Consider the following 19,801-nt stretch of genomic DNA (forward strand, 5'->3'; position numbering starts at 1 on the left):
GTGTTAAGCGATCTGCAACCGTTCGGCACGTTCACGCGCGACACTTGAGTGTGTGAACGGCGTCCGGGGGCTGCTCGCGGGGACATGTCCGAGAGCCGTTCCGCCGACGTCGAGGACGGAGGAAGGATGGACAGACCGGCCGCCATGACGCTGCCGATCGACGCCGACCTGGCCGGGACCCGCCAGGCGGTGCGCGGCTTCGCCCAGGAGGCGGGGCTGGCGGGTGAGCGGCTCCAGAACCTGGTGCTCGCGGTCAACGAGGCCGTCACCAACGTCCTCGACCACGGGGCCGGCACCGGCTCGGTCCATCTGTCGCGGGCCGATCACGGCGTACGCGTGCAGATCGTCGATCCGGCGGGGCGGCTCCGACCGGCCGACCTGGACCGCTCGCCGCCCTGGCCGCCCACCCACGGCATGGGGCTCTGGGTGATCCGCCAGGTGTGCGACGAGGTACGTCTGGACCATCCGGAAGGCCACTCCCGGCTGGAGCTCTTCATGGCCTACCGGCCTGTCGCGGCGCCGGTCGCCGACACGCCCCCGCACGACACCCGACAGCCGACGCCGCGGCACCTGCTGCGGCTGCACCGCCGCCGCGAGACGCCCGGCCCGGACGACTCCCCCGAGGACGGCCCGGGGCACTCCCGTTTCCAGGACGCCGCCGGCCAGCCCTGACCCGTCACCGACCGGCGGAGGCGTGGTCCGGCTCGACCACGATGTGGGGCGCCAGCGCCGCCAGGAAGTCCGCCGCGTCGAAGATCTCCCCCGCCGAGGCCACCCCGACGGCCCTGGTCCGCCCGGTGAGGATCCGCTGCACGGCCTCCACGGCGAGCGGGGCGCTGACGGCGTAGATGTCCTGCCCACTGGCCACGGCCCGCCGCTCGGCCGCGCCGGCGCGCACCCGTACGTCCACGACGAACGACTGCGCCGAGCGCCCGAGCTCGTCCACCGCGACCGGGGCCGGCGTGTCGGCGCCCGAGAGGTCCTTGGCCGCCTCGACCGTCATGTACGAGACCACCTCGGGGATCGCCAGGTGGCTCGGCACGGTCACGATGTCGGCCATCGAGAACTCCCCGATCACGTCCCGCTCGCCGGCCGGCTCGGGGAACGACCACGTGCCGGTCGGCGCGGCGTCGTCGCGGTACTCCAGCCGCCCGCCCGCGTAACGCACCCGCCGGCCGCCTCGCCGCCGCCGGGAGACCGCGCCCGCGTCACGGGTGCCGGTCGTCGGGTGCCAGCTGTCCAGCCCGTACGCCACGTGCGCCGAGTCCGCCTCCCGCCAGTCGCCCATGGCCGCCGTGACCAGCAGGTCGCCGAGGCCGCCGTAGAAGGCCATCGCGGGCACGACCACGGCCCCCGCCTCCTTGGCCCGCTCGGCGTACAGCCGGAACGTGTCCAGGTTCGCCTCGATCTCGGCCGCCACGTCCACGTAAGGAACGCCGGCGCGCAGCGCCGCCTCGATCACGGGACCGGCGGTGTCGGCGAACGGCCCGGCAGCGTTGATCACCGCGTCGGCCCCGGCCAGCGCCCGGTCCAGCGCCGCCGGGTCGTCCACCGACGCCTCACGGACCTCCAGCTCCGGGTATTCGGCGGCCAGGTCACGCAGCTTGCCGCCGTTCCGCCCCGCGAGGACGGGCACGAGCCCGCGCCGCAGCAGCTCCGCCACCACGAAGCGGCCCGTGTGCCCGTATGCGCCGTAAACCGTGATCATCACAACTCCCTTGCCGCAGGAAAGCCTCACCCCCACATCGTGGCGCGACAGGTGGTCACCGCACGAGCGTCCGGAACGACATGATGCGTACAATTCCGGACGTGAGCACAGTAGCGATAGCCGTCGCCGACGGGATCCTGCACTTCGAGCTGGCCCTGGCCTACGAGCTGTTCAGCGGCGCGCCGCCGATGCCGGTCAGCCACTGGTACGAGCCCGTGATCTGCGGCGCGGCACCCGTACGCGCCGACGGCCGCTTCCTGCTCGAACCCGACTGCGGGCTCGACCGGCTGGCGAGCGCCGACACCGTGATCGTCCCCGGCTGGGCCGAGGTCGACGTGGACCCGCCGGCCGACCTCGTCGCCGCCGTCCGGGCCGCGTACGACGCCGGCGCGCGGGTGGCCTCGCTCTGCACCGGCGCGTTCGTGCTGGCCGCCGCCGGGCTGCTGGACGGGCGGCGGGCCACCACGCACTGGGCGCACGCCGAGGCGCTGGCCGCCCGCCACCCCGGCATCGAGGTCGACGCCGACGTCCTCTACGTGGACGAGGGCCGCGTGCTCACCGCCGCGGGCAAGGCCGCCGCCCTCGACCTGTGCCTGCACCTCGTCCGCCGCGACCACGGCTCGGCGGTCGCCAACGCGATCGCCCGCCGGCTGGTCGTCGCGCCGCACCGGCCCGGCGGCCAGGCCCAATTCGTCGCCACCCCCGTGCCCGAGCCGGACGGCCACCCGCTCGGCGAGCTGCTCGGCTGGACCGTCGAGCACCTCGACCAGCCGCTGACCGTGGAGGACCTCGCGCGCCGGGCCAACCTCAGCTCGCGCCACCTCGGCCGCCACTTCAAGTCCATGACCGGCACCACGCCGCTCCAGTGGCTGCACACCCAGCGGATCCGGCGCGCCCAGGAGCTCCTGGAGACCACGGACGACAGCGTGGACGCCATCGCGGCGGCCACCGGCATGGGCACCGCGGCCACGCTGCGCCGCCACTTCAACCGCACGGTCGGCGTCCCGCCCGACGCCTACCGGCGTACCTTCCGCAGCGGCCGGATCGCCGGCTGAGCGCGTACGCTGCTGATCATGACCGTTCCGCTCAGCGACGCCGTCCGGCGGCTCCTCGACGCGCCCAACGTCGGCGTCCTCGCCACCGTCAACCCCGACGGCAGTCCGCAGACCTCCGTCGTCTGGATCGGCACCGACGGCGACGACGTCGTCATCTCCTCCCAGGCCGGCCGGCGCAAGATCCGCAACCTGGAACGCGACCCGCGCGCCAGCCTGTGCGTCTTCGACCTCGCCGACTCCGACCGCTACGTCGAGGTCCGCGGCACGGCCACGGTCACCGTGGACGAGGGGCGGCGGCTGGCGGTGTCGCTGGCCGAGCGCTACGAGGGCGAGGGCGCCGGCGAGGAGTATCTTCAGCTCCCCCCGGAGGCCGTCCGCGTCGTCATCCGGCTCACCCCGCAGCGCGTGCTGAGTTAGCGTAAAGGAGTGAGGCGATACCGTAACGGCCGTCTGGCGGCGGTCCTCTCCGGCGGGTACGCCGCGCTGGTGGCGCTCCTCGGCGTCGTCTCGGTGGTCATCCTGCTGACCGTCCAGGACCCGATCCTGCTCACCGGCGTCGCCCTCGTGGTCGTCACCTTCCCCCTCGGGCCGCTCGTGTGGTGGGCCTGGGACGCGGCCGGGCAGCCCGTCCTGCTGATCGTGATCCTCACCGCCGTGGGGCTGCTGCAGGCTTACCTGCTCTGGCGCCTCATACGGGGCCGGGCGCTGGAAGCGGGCCGTTAATCCGTTTGCCCGGCGGGCGCGCGGTTCGTCATGCTTCACAGGCATGAATGTGCCGTACCGGCAGATCCGTGCCGCCTTCACCGATGACGCGATCACCTTCTACCAGGCGTACGCCCCGGCCATCGCGGCTCCCGCCGTGGCCGCGCAGCGCTTCGTCCCGCCCTTCAAGCGCGAACGGATGACCTGGATCAAACCGTCCTTCCTGTGGATGATGTACCGCTGCGGATGGGCCACCAAGCCCGGCCAGACCAGGGTTCTCGCCGTGGACATCACGCGGGAGGGGTTCGAGTGGGCGCTCCGGCACTCCTGCCTCAGCCATCCGGACCCCGGGACCGACCATGACGTGTGGAAGAGGCGGCTGCGCGAAAGCCCGGTCCGGATCCAGTGGGACCCCGAGCGCGACCCCCACCACAACGCCCTGCCGTACCGGTCCCTTCAGGTGGGACTGTCCGGCGACGCCGTCGCCGGCTACGTCGACCGGTGGACCCTGCGGATCACCGACCTGACCGATCGCGTCGAGGACATCCGGCGGGCCCTGCGCGCCGGGAACGACGTCACCGGAATGCTCCCCACGGAACATCCGTATCCCCTGCCCGTGGAGCTCGCCGAGACCATCGGCGCGAGCACCCCATGACCCTGCCGGGTGACCACGACAGGCGGGGCACCACGGCCGACACCCACCCATGGAACGCCTGGATCCCGTTCCCCGTCGGAGCCGCGTCGGGCCGGCGGGAGACCGGCTGAGCTTGCGTTCAGGCTGGTCGGCCGGCTCGGACCCGGTCGTGGTGCTCGCGTACGACGGCGAAGCCGGCCGAGCGGTACAGCGCCACGGCGGCCTCGTTCGCGGCCGGCGTCACCACGGCGACCGCGCTCGCCCCGCGCTCGGCGAGGGCCGCGCACGCGCCCAGCACGGCGTCGCGGCCGTAGCCGTGCCCGCGGTGGTCGGGGTGGGTGCCGACCGGTTCGAGCAGCCCGCACCTGCCCGCGCCCGCGAACCAGCCGGTCGCGGCGGCGGCGGGCTCCCCTTCGGGCGTGCGCACGAGCGTCTCCACGGCCAGCTCGCCCGCCGGCGACCGCTTCATCGCGTGCCACCGCTCGACGGTGAACGTCGAGCCCTCGAACGCGGCCCGCTGCACCAGCACCCGATCGGCCGCGTCGTCCGCGCCGACCGGCTCCCCGTGGTCCGGCACCGGGCGCGGCGTCCACGACATGACCAGCCACGGCGCGTCCTGGTCGAGCTCCCATCCGGGCATCGGCAGGCCGTCGCACCAGTCGTCGCCGGGCCCCAGCGCCTCCTCGGCGTCGGCGGCGAGCGCCTCCAGGTCGGCGCCGGGCGCGGCCGTCACGCGCAGCACGGGGCCGTCGAGGAAGCCGGCCGCCACCGGCTCACCGTCATCGAGCCAGAGCAGGACGGCCGCGTCGTCGAAGCGCAGGTACCAGCCCACGTCCCCGGGATGGAGGCCCCCGCCCGGCACGTCGGCGGGCGTCCACGCGCACAGCGCCCGCAGCGCCGGGCCGGTCTCCGCGGGGGTCAGGCGACGGCGTACGAGCGAGGGCATGGACGGCAGCCTAGCCCGGCCTGCTCTCCTGAGACAGGGGCGCACAGTCCGGCACGTGGTCCCGCAGGCCCAGACGGCTCTCGTAGATGCCGACCTTGTAGGTGATCAGCTTGAGGCATTCGTCCAGCTCGTGCCTCTGGGCGAGCACGCGTTCGCGGTGTTCGCGCAGCACCTCGAGCCGTTCGGCCTCGTTGCCCTGGCCCGCCCTGACGAGCTCGGTGTAACGCCGGATGTCGGTCAGGGGCATGCCGGAGGCCCGCAGCCGGATGCACACGCCGAGCCAGTCGACGTCGTCCTCGTCGTAGACGCGGTGTCCCGCGGCGCCTCGGCGTACCGGCTGGGCCAGCAGCCCCTCCCGCTCGTAGAACCGGAGGGTGTGCACGCTGAGCCCGGTGCGTTCGGCGACCTGGCCGATGCTCAAACCCGACATGTCATTCAGTTTGCCTTAGAGTGCGCTCTAGATCCTACGGTTCGGATCATGAGATATCGCATCCTCGGCGGCACCGGCATCGAGGTCAGCACCTACTGCCTCGGCACCATGATGTTCGGCGCGGCCGGCAACCCCGACCACGACGACAGCATCCGCGTCATCCACACCGCGCTCGACCACGGCGTCAACTTCGTCGACACCGCCGACATGTACTCGGCGGGCGAGTCGGAGGAGATCGTGGGCAAGGCGCTGCAGGGCCGGCGGGACGACGTGGTGCTGGCGACCAAGGTGCACTTCCCGATGGGCGAGGGGCCCAACCGGGGCGGCAACTCGCGGCGCTGGATCACGCGCGCGGTCGAGGCGAGTCTCAGGCGGCTGCGTACGGACTGGATCGACCTCTACCAGATCCACCGCCCCGACCACCGTACGGACATCGAGGAGACCCTCGCCGCGCTGACCGACCTGGTGCGCCAGGGCAAGATCCGGGCCTTCGGCAGCTCGGCCTTCCCCGCGCACGAGACGGTCGAGGCCTACCACGTGGCCCGGCAGCGCGGTCTGTACCGGTTCCGTACGGAGCAGCCGCCGTACAACATCCTGGCCCGCGGCATCGAGGGCGACGTCCTTCCCACGGCGCAGCGGCTCGGCATGGGCGTGCTCACCTACAGCCCGCTGGGCTGGGGGTTCCTGACCGGCCGCTACCGCAAGGGCCGGGAGATCGACCTGTCGCGGGGCCGCGCCGCCCGCGCTCCCGAGCGGTTCGACCCGTCGATCCCGGTCAACGCCGCCAAGCTGGAGGTCGTCGAGGGGCTGGTGAAGCTGGCGGACGAGCTCGGCCGCACCCTGCCGGAGCTGGCCGTCGCCTTCGCCGCCTCGCATCCGGCGGTCACCTCGGTGATCCTCGGCCCTCGTACGATGGAGCAGCTGGAGGGCCTGCTGAAGGGCGCCTCGCTGGTGCTCGACGACGCCGTGCTCGACCGGATCGACGAGCTCGTGCCGCCCGGCGCCAACGTCTACCAGCCGATCGCCCTCTGGAACCCCGCGCCCCTGACCGACCCCGCGCTGCGCCGCCGCCCGCTCGGCGACCGCGCGGCGAGCTGACGTCAGGCCCCCTTCAGCGGGAACTCGGCGCGCCGGTGCCACCGGTCGCCGTCGCAGACGAAGAGGGCGATCGACGCGACGGACGCGGTGAGCGGCAGTCGCGCGGTCAGCGCGGCCTCCACCTCGTCGTAGACGTGTTCCTCCTGGCGGTGGGCGACGGTCAGGTGCGGGACGATGTCCGCGAAACGACCCCCGTAAGGCGGCGCTTCCGGCCACCGCGCGGCGACGGCCTCGGTCAGCTCGCGAAAGGGCCGGTCGGGCGTCGGCGCGAGATAGAGCGCATCAGGGAAGCGCCCGCACCTGTCGAACCGGACGGTGAACGGTCCGTGCTCGCCGATCAGAGCACTCAGGTCGTTCATGGTCGCGGCGTCGAGGCGGCCGAGGTCGAGGAACGGCACGAGCACGGTCACGTGCGCGGGCACCCCCGCCGCGGCCACCGCGTCGAACCGCCGCCGCCAAGGCCCCACCAGCGGCTCGGCCTCTCCCAGCACGGCCAGCAGGGCCGTCTCGCCCGCTCGGTACTGTTCTGCAGCACTGTCCGACATAACCGAATAGTGACAGCTAATCGAGCAGTTGACGCGGCACTAGGCTGGGGCGATGACCGCGTCCCCGCCGCCCGGCGGCGTTGTGTTCGAGGCGGGCGAACTGGAAGCCCGCTGGGCGGACGCCTGGCACCCGCGCCAGGTCGCGGAGCGGCTGGACGGGATCGGCACGCCCTGGTACGTCGCCGCCGGATGGGCGCTCGACCTGTTCCGCGGCGTACGGTCGCGGCCGCACGGCGACCTGGAGATCGCGGTGCCCGCGGCGAGGTTCCCGGAGATCCGTGCCCGCTTCCCCGAGTTCGCGTTCGACGCGATCGGCTCGGGGCTGGTCTGGCCGGAGGCGGGAGCCGACGCGCTGGCGGCCACGCACCAGACCTGGCTGCGCGACCCGGCGACCGGCCGGTTCCTGCTGGACGTCTTCCGCGAGCCGCACGACGGCGGGACGTGGATCTGCCGGCGGGACGAGCGGCTGAGGCTGCCGTACGAGGCGATCATCGAGTGGACGGCGGACGGGGTCCCGTACCTGGTGCCGGAGCTGGTGCTGCTGTTCAAGGCGAAGGCGGTGCGGCCCAAGGACCAGGCGGACTTCGACGGGGTGCTGCCGCTGCTGAGCCGGGCGCGGCGGGACGCCCTCGGCGAGTGGCTGCAGCTCGTGCACCCCGGGCATCCGTGGCTGGCGAAGCTGACGGGGTGAGTGCGCGATCGGCGTGCGACCCCGGCTCGTACCATGTCGACGTGGGATCGACCAGGCCGCCATGGAAGATCACGCTCCCGTCGCGTCCCGCCGGCCTGCCCGGGGTCACGATGGCGGGCTTCAGCGACCGCGCCAACGAGCTCACCGACATCGCGCTGGTGCCGCACCCCGCCGTCACCGTGCTGTTCGACCTCGGTGACGAGCCGTTCGTCGTCGAGGACGGCCGCGGCGCGCGGCAGCGGGAGCGCGTCGTCGCCGGCCTCGCGCCCGACCGGGCCCGCGGGCGGGGGCCGGCCAGGAGCGCGGAGTGCCTGCAGGTACGCCTCTCGCCGATCGTCGCCCATGCCGTGCTGGGCGGCGCGTCCACGGAGCTGGGCGGGACGGTGGCCGCGCTCGACGACCTGTGGGGACGCGAGGCCCTGCTGACCCAGGAACGCCTGCGCGAGGCCCGCTCCTGGCAGGAGCGCTTCGCGATCGCGGAGAGCGCGCTCGTCCGCAGGGCCGACCCGCGCCGGGCGGTCGACCCGGAGGTGGCCTTCTCCTGGCGGCGGATGGTGGCCGGTCGAGGCCGGGTACGCGTCGGGCGGCTGGTCGCCGAGACCGGCTGGAGCCGTAAGCGCCTGTGGTCCCGCTTCCGCGGCCAGATCGGCCTCACACCCAAACGGGTCGCCCAGCTCATCCGCTTCGACCACGCGGCCCACCGCCTGGCCGCCGGGCAGCGGGCCGCCTCGGTGGCGGCCGAGAGCGGCTACGCCGACCAGTCCCACCTGAACAGGGACGTCATGGCCTTCGCCGGGATGACGCCGACGGCGGTCGCGCGCTCGCCGTTCCTCGCGATCGACGACGTCGCCTGGCCCCCGTACGCGTGGCCGGAAAAGGGTTGGACGGGATGACGGCCGGGCTTGTAGCGTGCAGGCGACCGTGACGCCGCCCGAGGAGGTGAGACCCATGAACGCTGTATCGCCGTGGGTGCTCCCCCTTCCCGTCACGGCCGGGCGATTGACGTAGGTGTCGCCGGGAGCGCCCTGCCAACAAGGCACTCCCCGAAAGGCAACACCTATGCACGCTTCCCCCTTCGACGTGATCATCGCCGGGTGCGGTCCGACCGGCGCGATGCTGGCCGCCGAGCTGCGGCTGCACGACGTACGGGTCCTCGTCCTGGAGAAGGAGACCGAGCCCAAGTCGTTCGTCCGCATCGTCAGCCTGCACGCCCGCAGCCTGGAGCTGATGGCGATGCGCGGACTGCTGGACCGCCTGCTCCCGCACGGGCGACGGCGTCCGGCCGGCGGCGTCTTCGCCGCCATCGCCAAACCCGCGCCCAAGAGCCTCGATTCCGCGTACGCCTACCTGCTGGGCATCCCGCAGCCCGTCGTCGAACGCCTGCTGGAGGAGCACGCGACCGAGCTGGGCGCGCAGGTCCGGCGCGGCTGCACGGTCACCGGTCTCAGCCAGGACGACGAGGGCGTGACCGTCGAGCTGGCCGGCGGCGAACGGCTGCGTACGCGCTATCTGGTCGGCTGTGACGGCGCGCGCAGCACGGTACGCAAACTGCTCGGCATCGGCTTCCCCGGTGAGCCCTCACGGTCCGACACGCTGATGGGCGAGATGGAAGTGGGCGTCCCGCCGGAGGAGGTCGCCGCCAGGACGGCCGAGCTCCGCGAGACCCATCGGCGATTCTGGCTCCGGCCCTTCGGCGAACGGGTCTACAGCGTCCTGGTCCCCGCCGCGGAGGTCAGCGACCGGGCGCAACCGCCCACCCTCGACGATTTCCGGCAGCAGTTGCGCGCCATCGCCGGCACCGACTTCGGCGTGCACTCCCCGCGCTGGCTGTCCCGCTTCGGGGACGCCACCCGGCTGGCCGAACGCTACCGGGCCGGGCGGGTGCTGCTGGCCGGCGACGCGGCGCACATCCACCCGCCCATCGGCGGCCAGGGCCTCAACCTGGGCGTCCAGGACGCCGTCAACCTCGGCTGGAAACTGGCCGCGCAGATCCGCGGCTGGGCCCCGGACCCGCTGCTGGACACCTACGAGGCCGAACGCCGTCCGGTCGCCGAGGACGTCCTGGACAACACCCGCGCCCAGACGGAACTGCTGTCCCCCGAGCCCGGCCCGCAGGCCGTACGCAGGCTGCTCACCGAACTGATGGACTTCGAGGAGGTGAACCGCCATCTGATCGAGAAGATCATCGCGACCGCCGTCCGCTACGACCTCGGCCCGGGCCCCGACCTCCTCGGCCGTCGCCTGCCCGACCTCGCCGTGCGACAGGGCCACCTCTACGACCTGCTGCACCGCGGCCGCGGCCTGCTGCTGGACCGCACCGGACACCTGACCGCCGGCGACTGGTCCGACCGGGTCGACCACCTCACGGACCCCTCTGCGGAACTGGACGTCCCGTGCGTCCTGCTCCGCCCCGACGGCCACGTCGCCTGGATCGGCGACGACCAGCAGGACCTGGACGACCATCTCTTCCGCTGGTACGGCAAGCCCGCCGCCCAGGCGCCCACGATCAGTTGAGGCCGGTGAGATCGTACGCGACGTCGGCCAGCCTGATCGCGCGGATTCGAGGGTCGTCGATCAGGGCGCGGAGGTCGGCGACGCGGACGTGCTGGGTGACATAGGCGTACGCCAGGCCGGCCAGCCCGTTCCGGGGGAGCTCGGCGGCGGCGAGCTTCGGGACGTCGCCTTGTGGCGCGTCGGGCAGACGGGTGTCCAAACGCCAAGCTGATGGGGGTCCCACCGGCCCGATAGATCGCTATCTCCGGTGGGACCCTTCCCTGTCGCTGGGCGAACGCCGAGAACTCACGCTCCCCCAACGGCTCGGCGAACTCGACCACCGCCAGGGCGTACATCGACTCGGGCAGCCGGGCGGCGCGGGCCCGCCACTAGGGCGGTCTTGACCGACGAGACGGAACAGCCGGGGACTCGCCGCGCCGGCCGAGCATCGCGCGGGTGGCCTTGACTAACGTCTCCTGAGCGAGGTCCTCGGCGAGGTGCGGGTCACAGGTCCGGCGCACGAGATATCCGCAGACCACATGCCAGTGCTCGCGGTAGAGCTGCTCGATACGGCTGCCGTCGCCGGACCTATTGACGGCCGCGCAGCAATGTCACAGTCAGCCAGATGATGGTGGGGAGGAGCAGCAGCACTACGGCGATGCCGCTCCCGACGAGAAGGGCGTCATCGCTCAACGGCGAGGAGATGAAGGCGTCATCGTCGTCCACGTGCGTGACGGTATCGGAGGAACACCCGCTGGTGCGGACTGAGCGGCGCTGAAAAGATCATCCCGTGTCCCAGCTGCGCCAGCGCGTCACAGCCCTCCTCTCCGAAGCCGGTTACCGCGGTGACGAACCGCTTGCGGTCGGGCTGGAACGTCGCGGCGTTCCTCCCTTCTCCCTCACCCGGGGGCTGACCGCCACGACGCCCGTCTACGCGGCATCACTGTCCAAGCAGATGACCGCGGCCTGCGCAGCCCTGCTCGTCCGGCAGGGCGCGCTGGACGTGGAAGCGCCTCTGTCGTCCTGGTTGCCTCAGCTACCGGCATGGTCCGGCACCATCAGCCTGCGCCACCTGATCCATCACACGGCGGGCCTCCCCGCCGACCACAAGATCGACGCCATCACCACCGGCGACCCCGATCGGACCAGCTCGGGCATCATCCAGGCACTCACCCAGTTCCCGACCCTTGACCACCGACCGGGCACCGCCCATGTCTATTCCAACGCCGGATACGTCTGCCTCGCCGCAGCGGTGGAACGAGCGGCGAGCCGGCCGCTGCCCGATTTCGCGCAACGCCACCTTTTCGCCCCGCTGGCGATGCCGGACACCCGCTACTGGGTCGGGCCTGACCCTGCGCCCCCGGGTGCCGCACCGCTTGCCCGGCCGCGCCCGGCCCCGCTGTCCTTGGGCGACGGAGGGGTATGGACGACCCTCAACGATCTGCTGCGCTGGGGCCAGGCGCTCAACGCCGACGAACTCGGCATCTCGGAGCTCCTGCAGACCCCAGGCCACCTCGATGACGGAACACCACTCGACTACGCCTGGGGCATCGGCGTCCGCGCCCACGGCGCGTACCGCGTCCATCGGCACGGAGGAGGCTGGACGGGCCTGCGCAACCTGCACGCCCGAGTCCCGGAGCTGGACCTGACCATGGCCGTCATCGCGACCAAAGACCACACCGAACGCCGAGTCCCGGTCATCAACGGCCTCCTCGACGAGGTCACCTCTTCCCCATGACCGTCGCGAGCACGCCGTGCCGCCACGACCGATACCGGCGAAGAACCAGGCCGCTACGAGGAGACAGTCAGAGGACCGCACCGGCAGGCAAGCGAAGTCTGGGCGGCACTCCTGGCATTCCACGCCCTCCAGCATCAGAACCAGCACGCAGTCCGCGCCGCCGAGCAGAAACACCGCTTTCATAGACCTCGCAATGGGCAGGCCGCGTGACTCGTGACCGCCGTACCTCTGCAACGCCCTACCGCAGCCATATGGGAGGCTCGCGACCGTGACCGAACCAGAAGATCCCAAGACGGACTGGCGCCGCCACGAGACTCCCGAGGCCATCGGACTGGCGGGCCTCATCGCCATCGTCCTGGGCGTACTGCTGGCCATCGTCCAGGTGAACACCAAATCGAGTGATTCGCCTTTGTGGGTGACCGTCTTCATCGGGATCGCCCTCATAGGCGTTGGCCTTCGCATCGAGGCCGCGATCCGTGACCGGTCCCGACGCTGAACCAAGGGAGGACGTCGTCGGCCCGCTCTCGTGTGCGATCATCGTGATCATGTCATCGATCAGAAAGGGCCATGCCGCGTAGGCGCCCTTCCGAGGTCCGTGCACCGGGATCGGCGTGCGGGACCCACAGAGCTGTGATCCATCATGTTCCCGGGCTTGGCCGTCGTCCCATGGCCGCGGTGATCGCCCTCGAACACACCCGCATGTGGCCCGGCGCGGTGGCGGCCGCCCTGGTGGCTTGGCAGGAGGCGGCCCTGGTCGGGACCGCTGACCGCGTCTTCGCCAGGTGCGCGTGCTGTGAGTGCAGCGGTGAGGCTCCCCGCCGGCGGCTGCAACAGGCTCTCATCGGCCTACCACCCTGGGCCAGGGGGCATTTGCATGCCTTGGTCCTGCCCGTCGACCTGTATTACCTCCGCCGGATCCATGGCCAGGATCGACGTCAGCGCTCGTGGATGGTCTGGTCGCGGCCGGACTGGTAGACGCTGCCGTGACCGCTCGCGGTCGCCTTCATCACCAGTGAGCCGATCCGGTCCTGGTCGGCGGGCTGCAGCGCCGGGGTGAGCACCTCGTCCAGCACCCGCCGCAGCTCGCCCGCCAGTGACGGGTCGGTGCGCAGCAGCTGCTGCAGCCGGACCTGCCAGGAGCCGGTCAGCGCCTGCTCGGTGTCGGCGTCGCCCTCACCGCGGGCCCGCAGCACCTGCTCGCGTACCTCGGTCAGCTCGGCCTCGACCACCTCGGCCTGCTCGGGGCGGGCGCGGCGCCACAACGCCACCGCGCCGTCGCGGGCCGACTGCCAGGCGTCGGAGGCCATGGCCGTCACGAGGGCGGTGCCCGCGGCCAGGACGATCGGATCCATGTGAACCCCTCTCGCGCCGGAGGAACAGTCCCTCAGGGTAGAGGGAACCGTACGAGCGGGCGAAAGGGAGCACACCGGCTCAGAGTTGCTCGCCGAGCTTGAAGCCGTGCTCGACGTCGCCCTTGCGGGTGTAGGAGAAGCCGTCCGCGCCGACCGTCACCTCCATCTCCTTGGCGTCCGTGCGCTCGACGAGCGGCACCGGGTCGCCGTCCAGGTCGAGCACCGCCGAGGCGTCGGTGTACCAGCTCGGGACGACCGGGTTGCCCCACCAGTCGCGGCGCTGGTTGTCGTGGACGTCCCACGTCACGAGCGGGTTGTCGGGGTCGCCGGTCCAGTAGTCCTGCGTGTAGATCTCCACGCGGTGACCGTCGGGGTCGAGGATGTAGAGGTAGAACGCGTTCGAGACGCCGTGGCGGCCCGGCCCGCGCTCGATCCGGTCGGAGACCCGCAGGGCGCCCATCTTGTCGCAGATGGCGAGGATGTTGTGCTTCTCGTGGGCGGCGAAGGCGACGTGGTGCAGGCGGGGGCCGTCGCCGCCGGTCATGGCGGTGTCGTGGACGCTCGGCTTGCGGCGCATCCACGCGGCGTAGACGGTGCCCTCGGCGTCCTCGATGTCCTCGGTCACCCGGAAGCCGAGGTCCACCATGTGCTTCGCGGCGCGCGGGACGTCCGGCACGACCTGGTTGAAGTGGTCGAGCCGGGCCAGCGCCCCCGACGGCTGCAGGTCGTAGCGCCAGGTGAGGCGTTCGACGTGCTCGACCTCGTAGAAGTACTCGATCGGGAAGCCGAGCGGGTCCTGGACGCGGACCGCGTCGCCGACGCCCCTGACGAAGCCTTCCTTGCGGCGTTCGACCCGGCAGCCGAGCTCGGTGTAGAACGCGACCGCGTGGTCGAGCTCCTCAGGGGAGCGCACCCGGTACGCCAGCGCGGCCACGGCGGGCACCGGCCCCTGGCGCAGGACCAGGTTGTGGTGGATGAACTCCTCGAACGTCCGCAGGTAGAGCTCGTTCTCGGTCTCCTCGGTGACGACGAGGCCGAGCAGGTCGACGTAGAACTCACGCGACTTCTGCAGGTCGGTGACGACCAGCTCCAGGTACGCGCACCGCACGATGTCGGGCGCCGGAGCCTTGGGGGTGGGGATGTCGGTGGTCACGGTGCTTGCCTTTCTCATTGGGCCCGGCCGAACCGCGGGGTGTGGGCGTCGTTCAGGGTGATGTGGACCGCCTGCTGGTCGGTGTAGAAGTCGATGGACCGGTAGCCGCCCTCGTGGCCGAGACCGGACGCCTTCACGCCGCCGAACGGGGTGCGCAGGTCGCGTACGTTGTTGGAGTTGAGCCAGACCATGCCGGCGTCGATGCTCTGCGAGAACGTGTGGGCGCGCCTGAGATCGTTCGTCCAGACGTAGGCCGCGAGGCCGTACCTGACCCCGTTGGCGAGCCGGAGCGCCTCCTCCTCGCTGTCGAACGGCGTCAGCGCGACGACCGGGCCGAAGATCTCCTCCTGGAAGATCCGGGCGTCCGGCCGGACGTCGGCGAAGACGGTAGGGGCGACGTAGTTGCCCTCGGGCAGCCCCTCAGGGCGGCCGCCGCCCGCGACCAGCCGGGCCTCCTCCTTGCCGAGCTCGACGTAGCTCATGACCTTGGCGAAGTGCTCGGGGTGGACGAGCGCGCCGACCTCGGTCGCGGGGTCGTGCGGGTCGCCGACGACGATGTTGCGGGCGCGCTCGGCATAACGCGCCACGAACTCGTCGTAGATGGAACGCTCCACGAGGACGCGGCTGCCGGCCGTGCATCGTTCGCCGTTGAGCGAGAACACCCCGAACACGGTCGCGTCCAGCGCCGCCTCCAGGTCCGCGTCGGCGAAGACCACGGCCGGCGACTTGCCGCCGAGCTCCATGGAGAGCCCCTTGAGGTACGGCGCCGCGTTGCCGAAGATGATCTGCCCGGTGCCGCTCTCCCCCGTGAACGAGATCAGCGGCACGTCGGGATGCTTCACCAGCGCGTCCCCGGCGTCCTCGCCGAACCCGTTGACCAGGTTGAAGACGCCGTCGGGCAGGCCCGCCTCGCGGAAGATCTCGGCCCAGAGCGAGGCCGACAGCGGGGTGAACTCGGCGGGCTTGAGCACGACGGTGTTGCCGGTGGCCAGCGCCGGGGCCAGCTTCCACGACTCCAGCATGAAGGGGGTGTTCCACGGCGTGATGAGGCCCGCGACGCCCTTGGGCTTGCGGTTCACGTAGTTCACCTGGCGGCCGGGCACCTTGTACGTGTCGTCGCGCTGGGCGACGATCAGGTCCGCGAAGAACCGGAAGTTCTCGGCGGCGCGCTGGGCCTGGCCGAGCGCCTGCGTGATCGGCAGGCCGGTGTCCCACGTCTCCAGCTCGGCGAGCCGCTTGTCCTCGGCCTCGACCAGGTCGGCCACCCGGTGCAGGATCCGCGCGCGCCGGCGGGGCGGCAGCGTCGGCCAGGGCCCGTCGAAGGCCCGCCGCGCGGCGGCCACCGCGCGGTCGATGTCGGCCTTCTTGCCGGCCGCCGCTTCGATGTAGACCTGGTTGGTGGCGGGGTTGAGCACCTCGAAGGTGTCGCCGTCGGCGCTGTCGACGAACGTCCCGTCGATGAAGTGCCGGAGGCGGTCCGGCAGCCCCTCGGGGGCGGGTCTCATGGATTCTCCTGGGTCGGGGTGAGGTCGGTGGATCGGCGGTCGGCCTGGTAGGCCAGCACCGCGTTCAGGGTGCCGAGCCGGTGGTCGCGGGCCGCGAGTTCGATGGTCAGCGGGGTTTCCTCGGCCTCGATCAGCCGCAGCAGCGCCTCGTGCTCGGCCACGGACTCGTGCGCCCGCCCGGGTACGAACCCGAAGACGGACTCGCGCAGCACCGTGAGCCGCTTCCAGCCGCGGTGGACCAGGTCGACGAGGTGCGGGTTGGGGCACTCCGCGAAGAGCACCGCGTGGAAGTCGCGGTTGAGCTCGGTGAACCGGCGCGGGTCCAGGCTTTCCAAGGACTCGGCCAGCCGGTCGTTGATCGCCCGGGCCCGGGCGAGGTGGTCGCCGCCGATCCTGGGCGAAGACAGCGCGGTCGCGGCTCCCTCCACGAGGGCGAGCGTCTGCATGGTGTGCAGGTACTCCTGCTCGTGCATGAAGGCGACCTGGGCCCCGATGTTGCGTTCGAAGGTCACCAGGCCCTCCGCTTCGAGCAGGCGGATCGCCTCCCGCACCGGGACCGGGCTGACTCCGGTCCGCCGCGCGATGGCGTCGAGGACCAGGCGGTGGCCGGGCGGGAACTCGCCGTTCTCGATGCGCTCGCGGATCCAGGCGTAGACGATCTGGGACTTGCTCCGGGTCACCGGCGCTCCTCCTGGTAGCGCCGGCGCCACTCGCCGCTGAGCGGGAAGAGACCGTCGACGGGGTGGCCCTCGGCCACCCGTTCGGCGACCCACGCGTCCTCCGCCTCCTGGGCGGCGGCCGCGTCGGCGACCTGCGCGACGAGCTGCCGCGGGATGACGACCACGCCGTCGTCGTCGCCGACGATCACGTCACCGGGCAGCACGGCCGCGCCGCCGCAGGTGATGGCGGTGTCGGTCTCCCACGGGACATGCCGGCGGCCGAGCACGGAGGGGTGGACGCCCTTGGCGAAGGCCGGGATGCCGATGGCGGCCACGGCGGAAGAGTCGCGCGCGGCCCCGTCCGTGACGATCCCGGCCGCGCCCAGCACCTTCGCGCGCAGCGCGAGGACGTCGCCGACGGTGCCGGCGCTCGCGTCGCCGCGCGCCTCGATCACCAGCACCTCGCCCTCGGCGAGCGAGTCGAAGGCCCGCTTCTGGGCGTTGTAGCCGCCGCCGTGCGACTCGAACAGGTCGGGCCGGTGCGCGACGAAACGCAGGGTCCGGGCGGTCCCGATCATCTTCGTGCCGGGGACCAGCGGGTGGACGCCGTCGATGGAGGCGTGCGGGTGGCCCAGTTTGCGCAGTTGCGCGCTGATCGTCGCCACGGCGGCCGACGCGAGCTTCGCGCGCAGCTCCTCGGTCAGGACGGACGGCGCGACCCCCGCCGCCTCGGCGTCGCCCCACGCCTCGATCCGTTGCCGGTCGTCGACCCGGGGCTGGGCGCCGTACGGGGCGAGCGGCGTCGTCCCCTGCACCACCCTGGTGACCAGGCGGCCGGTGCTGGGCGCGCCGGGAGCCGTCGGAGCGTCCACCTCGACCTCGACCACGTCGCCGGGGGCCGCGACGGAGGAGCCGGCCGGCGTGCCGGTCAGGATGACGTCGCCGGGCTCAAGGGTGATGAGCTGGGAGAGGTCGGCCACGAGCGTGCCGAACGGGAAGGCCAGGTCCGCGGTCGTGTCGTCCTGCTTGAGCACCCCGTTGACCCAGGTGCGCACGCGCAACGCCGCGGGGTCCACCGACGCCGCCGGAATCACCTCCGGACCCAGCGGGGTGAACCCGTCTCCTCCCTTGTTGCGCAGGTTCGAGCCCTTGTCCACGTGGCGGAGGTCGTAGACGCCCCAGTCGTTGGCGGCGGTGATCCCCGAGATCGACGCCCACCCCTCCTCGGGCGTGACCCGGCGGGTCCGGGTGCCGACGATCAGCGCGATCTCGCCCTCGTACGCCAGCAGCTCCGTGCCGGCCGGCCGCTCGATGACGTCGCCGCTCGCGGCCACCGACGAGGGCGGCTTGAGGAAGAACGACGGGAACTCCGGCACGCGCCCGCGCTGCGCGATGCGGGACGGATAGTTGAGGTGCAGCGCGATGATCTTGCCGGGCCTCGGGAGCGCGCTCACCAGACCTCCTCGATGAAGTCGGCGGCGAGCCTCTCGCTCCCGCGGGCGAGCAGTTGCACGTCGGCGCCGACGAGGACGAAGTCGGCGCCGGCGGTCAGGTAGCGCCGGGCGAGCGCCGGCGCGAAGGCGTTGAGCCCGGCCTTGACCCCGGCCGCCCTGGCCGCCCGCAGGCAGTGCTCGACCGCGGCCACGACCTCGGGGTGGTCCTGCTCGCCGAGCACGCCCATCGAGGCCGCCAGGTCGGCCGGTCCGACGAAGACGCCGTCCACTCCGGGAGTGGAGACGATGGCCTCGACGTTCTCCACCGCCGCCGCGGACTCGATCTGCAGGTAGAGCGAGAGGGTCGTACGGGCGGTGCGCAGGTAGTCGGGCACCCGGCTCCAGCGGGACGCGCGCGCCAGGGCGCTGCCCACTCCCCTGACCCCGTGCGGCGGGTACGCGACCGCCCGCACCATCGCCGCGGCCTGCTCGGCGGTGTCGACCATCGGGATCAGCAGGTTCTGCGCGCCCAGGTCGAGGTACTGCTTGATGACGACGGGATCACCCACCGGCGGGCGCACCATCGGGGTCACCGGATAACCGTGGACGGCCTGCAGCTGGGCGAGCAGGGACTCCGGGCCGTTCGGGCTGTGCTCGGCGTCGATGAGCAGCCAGTCGAGCCCGCTGCCCGCGCAGATCTCGGCGACCAGCGGGCTGCCGCTGCACACCCACATGCCGACCAGCGGCCGGCGGGCCGCGGCGAGGGCGTCGCGGAAGGTGGGCGCTACTTGAAGCGGCACGTGATCGCTCCCAGGTCGCCGTAGTCCGCGTGGACGGTGTCGCCGCGCTCCAGCCACATCGGACGCGTGAACGAGCCCGACAGGATGATCTCCCCGGCTGCGAGCGACGTCCCGTGCTGGGCGAGCTTGTTGGCGAGCCAGGCCACGCCCGCGGCCGGGTGGTTGAGCACGCCCGCGGCGACCCCGGTCTCCTCGATGGTCTCGTTCCTGTAGAGCAGGGCGCTCACCCGGCGCAGGTCCACCGCGTCGGCCGCGACGGGGCGGCCCCCGACGACCATGACGCCCATGGCCGCGTTGTCGCTGATCGTGTCGACGACGGTCCGGCCCCGCAGCTCGACGTGCGAGTTGAGGATCTCCAGGGCCGGGACGACGTACCTGGTGGCGTCGAGGACGTCGAACAGGGTGCAGGACGGGCCGGTGAGCGGCTTGTCCAGCACGAAGGCCAGCTCGACCTCGACCCGTACGTTGGAGAAGTCGTCGTAGGCGAGGACGGCGCCGTTCTCGAGGACCATGTCGTCGAAGATCACGCCGTAGTCGGGCTCGGTGATCCCGGTGGCGGCCTGCATGGCCTTCGAGGTCAGTCCGATCTTGTGGCCGACGATCCGGTGGCCCGCCTCGACCCGGCGCTCGGCCCACAGGGCCTGGACGGCGTAGGCGTCCTCGATGTCCATCCCGGGGTGGCGGGCGGTCAGGAGCGGTACGACGCGCCGCTCGCGGTCGGCGGCGAGCAGGTCGTCCACGATCCGCTCGATCTCTTCTCTATGGAGCACCGGCTTCACTCTCCGTTCGCGGTCGATCGCGACGAGACCATATACGATTTCGCACCCCTATGGAACCTATTAAACATGTTTAATATGCA

Annotated in this window: 25 protein-coding genes; 11 read left to right on the top strand and 14 right to left on the bottom strand. The window is 72.0% G+C overall.

Translation table 11 applies throughout. The features are described 5' to 3' along the window. Positions 1–126: 126 nt before the first annotated feature. Positions 127–672 (top strand): ATP-binding protein, encoded by a 546-nt coding sequence (locus ABD292_RS16240; RefSeq protein ID WP_344208076.1) that lies wholly within the window; start codon positions 127–129, stop codon positions 670–672. 4 nt (positions 673–676) lie between these two features. Here the strand turns inward: ABD292_RS16240 and ABD292_RS16245 are convergent, their stop codons facing one another. Next, positions 677–1,708: a saccharopine dehydrogenase family protein gene (locus ABD292_RS16245; protein WP_344208077.1), complete on the bottom strand. Its 1,032-nt coding sequence runs from the start codon at positions 1,706–1,708 to the stop codon at positions 677–679. Positions 1,709–1,809: 101 nt separating this feature from the next. Here ABD292_RS16245 and ABD292_RS16250 point away from each other — a divergent pair, with 101 nt between their 5' ends. The 4 genes from ABD292_RS16250 to ABD292_RS16265 are packed head-to-tail and all read left to right on the top strand — an operon-like array spanning position 1,810 to position 4,120. Further along, entirely contained in the window at positions 1,810–2,763 is a 954-nt protein-coding gene (locus ABD292_RS16250) for a helix-turn-helix domain-containing protein (protein ID WP_344208078.1), read from the top strand. Positions 2,764–2,781: 18 nt separating this feature from the next. Beyond that, positions 2,782–3,180: a PPOX class F420-dependent oxidoreductase gene (locus ABD292_RS16255; RefSeq protein WP_344208079.1), complete on the top strand. Its 399-nt coding sequence runs from the start codon at positions 2,782–2,784 to the stop codon at positions 3,178–3,180. A 9-nt stretch (positions 3,181–3,189) separates the two neighbouring features. After that, positions 3,190–3,486, top strand: coding sequence for an SCO4225 family membrane protein (locus ABD292_RS16260; RefSeq protein ID WP_344208080.1), 297 nt, complete (start codon positions 3,190–3,192; stop codon positions 3,484–3,486). A gap of 43 nt (positions 3,487–3,529) precedes the next feature. After that, positions 3,530–4,120: a DUF4291 domain-containing protein gene (locus ABD292_RS16265; RefSeq protein WP_344208081.1), complete on the top strand. Its 591-nt coding sequence runs from the start codon at positions 3,530–3,532 to the stop codon at positions 4,118–4,120. A gap of 118 nt (positions 4,121–4,238) precedes the next feature. On the opposite strand, the gene ABD292_RS16270 is transcribed toward ABD292_RS16265, so the two are convergent. Then, the gene (locus ABD292_RS16270) at positions 4,239–5,045 is read right to left on the bottom strand and encodes a GNAT family N-acetyltransferase (RefSeq protein WP_344208082.1); all 807 of its coding nucleotides are present in this window, start codon (positions 5,043–5,045) and stop codon (positions 4,239–4,241) included. A gap of 10 nt (positions 5,046–5,055) precedes the next feature. Continuing rightward, positions 5,056–5,475 (bottom strand): MerR family transcriptional regulator, encoded by a 420-nt coding sequence (locus ABD292_RS16275; protein ID WP_344208083.1) that lies wholly within the window; start codon positions 5,473–5,475, stop codon positions 5,056–5,058. A 48-nt stretch (positions 5,476–5,523) separates the two neighbouring features. Here ABD292_RS16275 and ABD292_RS16280 point away from each other — a divergent pair, with 48 nt between their 5' ends. Beyond that, positions 5,524–6,573: an aldo/keto reductase gene (locus ABD292_RS16280; RefSeq protein ID WP_344208084.1), complete on the top strand. Its 1,050-nt coding sequence runs from the start codon at positions 5,524–5,526 to the stop codon at positions 6,571–6,573. Positions 6,574–6,575: 2 nt separating this feature from the next. On the opposite strand, the gene ABD292_RS16285 is transcribed toward ABD292_RS16280, so the two are convergent. Further along, complete coding sequence (locus ABD292_RS16285) at positions 6,576–7,118, bottom strand: 2'-5' RNA ligase family protein (protein WP_344208085.1); 543 nt, start codon at positions 7,116–7,118, stop codon at positions 6,576–6,578. Positions 7,119–7,170: 52 nt separating this feature from the next. On the opposite strand from ABD292_RS16285, the gene ABD292_RS16290 reads away from it, so the two are divergent. The 3 genes from ABD292_RS16290 (at position 7,171) to rox (ending at position 10,323) form a co-directional block, all read left to right on the top strand. Continuing rightward, entirely contained in the window at positions 7,171–7,809 is a 639-nt protein-coding gene (locus ABD292_RS16290) for a nucleotidyltransferase domain-containing protein (RefSeq protein ID WP_344208086.1), read from the top strand. Between the two features lie 41 nt (positions 7,810–7,850). Beyond that, positions 7,851–8,702, top strand: a complete 852-nt coding sequence (locus ABD292_RS16295) for an AraC family transcriptional regulator (RefSeq protein ID WP_344208087.1) — start codon at positions 7,851–7,853, stop codon at positions 8,700–8,702. Between the two features lie 166 nt (positions 8,703–8,868). Then, entirely contained in the window at positions 8,869–10,323 is a 1,455-nt protein-coding gene (rox, locus tag ABD292_RS16300) for a rifampin monooxygenase (RefSeq protein WP_344208088.1), read from the top strand. Here rox and ABD292_RS16305 read toward each other — a convergent pair. The 3 genes from ABD292_RS16305 to ABD292_RS16310 all read right to left on the bottom strand — a co-directional run bounded on the left by ABD292_RS16305 (position 10,316) and on the right by ABD292_RS16310 (position 11,028). Next, complete coding sequence (locus ABD292_RS16305; protein ID WP_344208089.1) at positions 10,316–10,522, bottom strand: hypothetical protein; 207 nt, start codon at positions 10,520–10,522, stop codon at positions 10,316–10,318. The genes rox and ABD292_RS16305 overlap by 8 nt on opposite strands. Before the next feature lie 169 nt (positions 10,523–10,691). After that, a complete protein-coding gene (locus ABD292_RS48970; protein WP_425565128.1) occupies positions 10,692–10,871 on the bottom strand; it encodes a sigma factor in 180 nt (59 codons plus the stop codon). A 19-nt stretch (positions 10,872–10,890) separates the two neighbouring features. Next, on the bottom strand, positions 10,891–11,028 hold the full coding sequence (locus tag ABD292_RS16310; protein WP_344208090.1) for a hypothetical protein: 138 nt from the start codon (positions 11,026–11,028) through the stop codon (positions 10,891–10,893). 64 nt (positions 11,029–11,092) lie between these two features. On the opposite strand from ABD292_RS16310, the gene ABD292_RS16315 reads away from it, so the two are divergent. Both ABD292_RS16315 and ABD292_RS16320 read left to right on the top strand, forming a co-directional pair. Further along, positions 11,093–12,040: a serine hydrolase domain-containing protein gene (locus ABD292_RS16315; protein ID WP_344208091.1), complete on the top strand. Its 948-nt coding sequence runs from the start codon at positions 11,093–11,095 to the stop codon at positions 12,038–12,040. 268 nt (positions 12,041–12,308) lie between these two features. Next, positions 12,309–12,536 (top strand): hypothetical protein, encoded by a 228-nt coding sequence (locus ABD292_RS16320; RefSeq protein WP_344208092.1) that lies wholly within the window; start codon positions 12,309–12,311, stop codon positions 12,534–12,536. A gap of 439 nt (positions 12,537–12,975) precedes the next feature. On the opposite strand, the gene ABD292_RS16325 is transcribed toward ABD292_RS16320, so the two are convergent. From ABD292_RS16325 to hpaH, 7 genes are all read right to left on the bottom strand, one after another. Then, positions 12,976–13,392 carry a hypothetical protein gene (locus ABD292_RS16325; protein WP_344208093.1) on the bottom strand — a complete coding sequence of 139 codons (417 nt, stop codon included), beginning with the start codon at positions 13,390–13,392 and terminating at the stop codon, positions 12,976–12,978. 79 nt (positions 13,393–13,471) lie between these two features. Further along, entirely contained in the window at positions 13,472–14,545 is a 1,074-nt protein-coding gene (hpaD, locus tag ABD292_RS16330) for a 3,4-dihydroxyphenylacetate 2,3-dioxygenase (RefSeq protein WP_344208094.1), read from the bottom strand. A 14-nt stretch (positions 14,546–14,559) separates the two neighbouring features. Beyond that, on the bottom strand, positions 14,560–16,050 hold the full coding sequence (gene hpaE, locus ABD292_RS16335) for a 5-carboxymethyl-2-hydroxymuconate semialdehyde dehydrogenase (protein WP_344208095.1): 1,491 nt from the start codon (positions 16,048–16,050) through the stop codon (positions 14,560–14,562). Then, positions 16,047–16,730, bottom strand: a complete 684-nt coding sequence (locus ABD292_RS16340) for a GntR family transcriptional regulator (RefSeq protein WP_344208096.1) — start codon at positions 16,728–16,730, stop codon at positions 16,047–16,049. The genes hpaE and ABD292_RS16340 overlap by 4 nt, the downstream gene beginning before the upstream one ends. After that, positions 16,727–18,163: a fumarylacetoacetate hydrolase family protein gene (locus tag ABD292_RS16345; RefSeq protein WP_344208097.1), complete on the bottom strand. Its 1,437-nt coding sequence runs from the start codon at positions 18,161–18,163 to the stop codon at positions 16,727–16,729. The genes ABD292_RS16340 and ABD292_RS16345 overlap by 4 nt, the downstream gene beginning before the upstream one ends. Beyond that, a complete protein-coding gene (locus ABD292_RS16350; RefSeq protein ID WP_344208098.1) occupies positions 18,160–18,942 on the bottom strand; it encodes an HpcH/HpaI aldolase family protein in 783 nt (260 codons plus the stop codon). The genes ABD292_RS16345 and ABD292_RS16350 overlap by 4 nt, the downstream gene beginning before the upstream one ends. After that, positions 18,927–19,712 (bottom strand): 2-oxo-hept-4-ene-1,7-dioate hydratase, encoded by a 786-nt coding sequence (gene hpaH, locus ABD292_RS16355; protein ID WP_344208099.1) that lies wholly within the window; start codon positions 19,710–19,712, stop codon positions 18,927–18,929. Before hpaH ends, ABD292_RS16350 begins: the two co-directional genes overlap by 16 nt. Positions 19,713–19,801: the final 89 nt, after the last annotated feature.

The organism is Nonomuraea bangladeshensis, assembly GCF_039529455.1.
GTDB lineage: Bacteria > Actinomycetota > Actinomycetes > Streptosporangiales > Streptosporangiaceae > Nonomuraea > Nonomuraea bangladeshensis.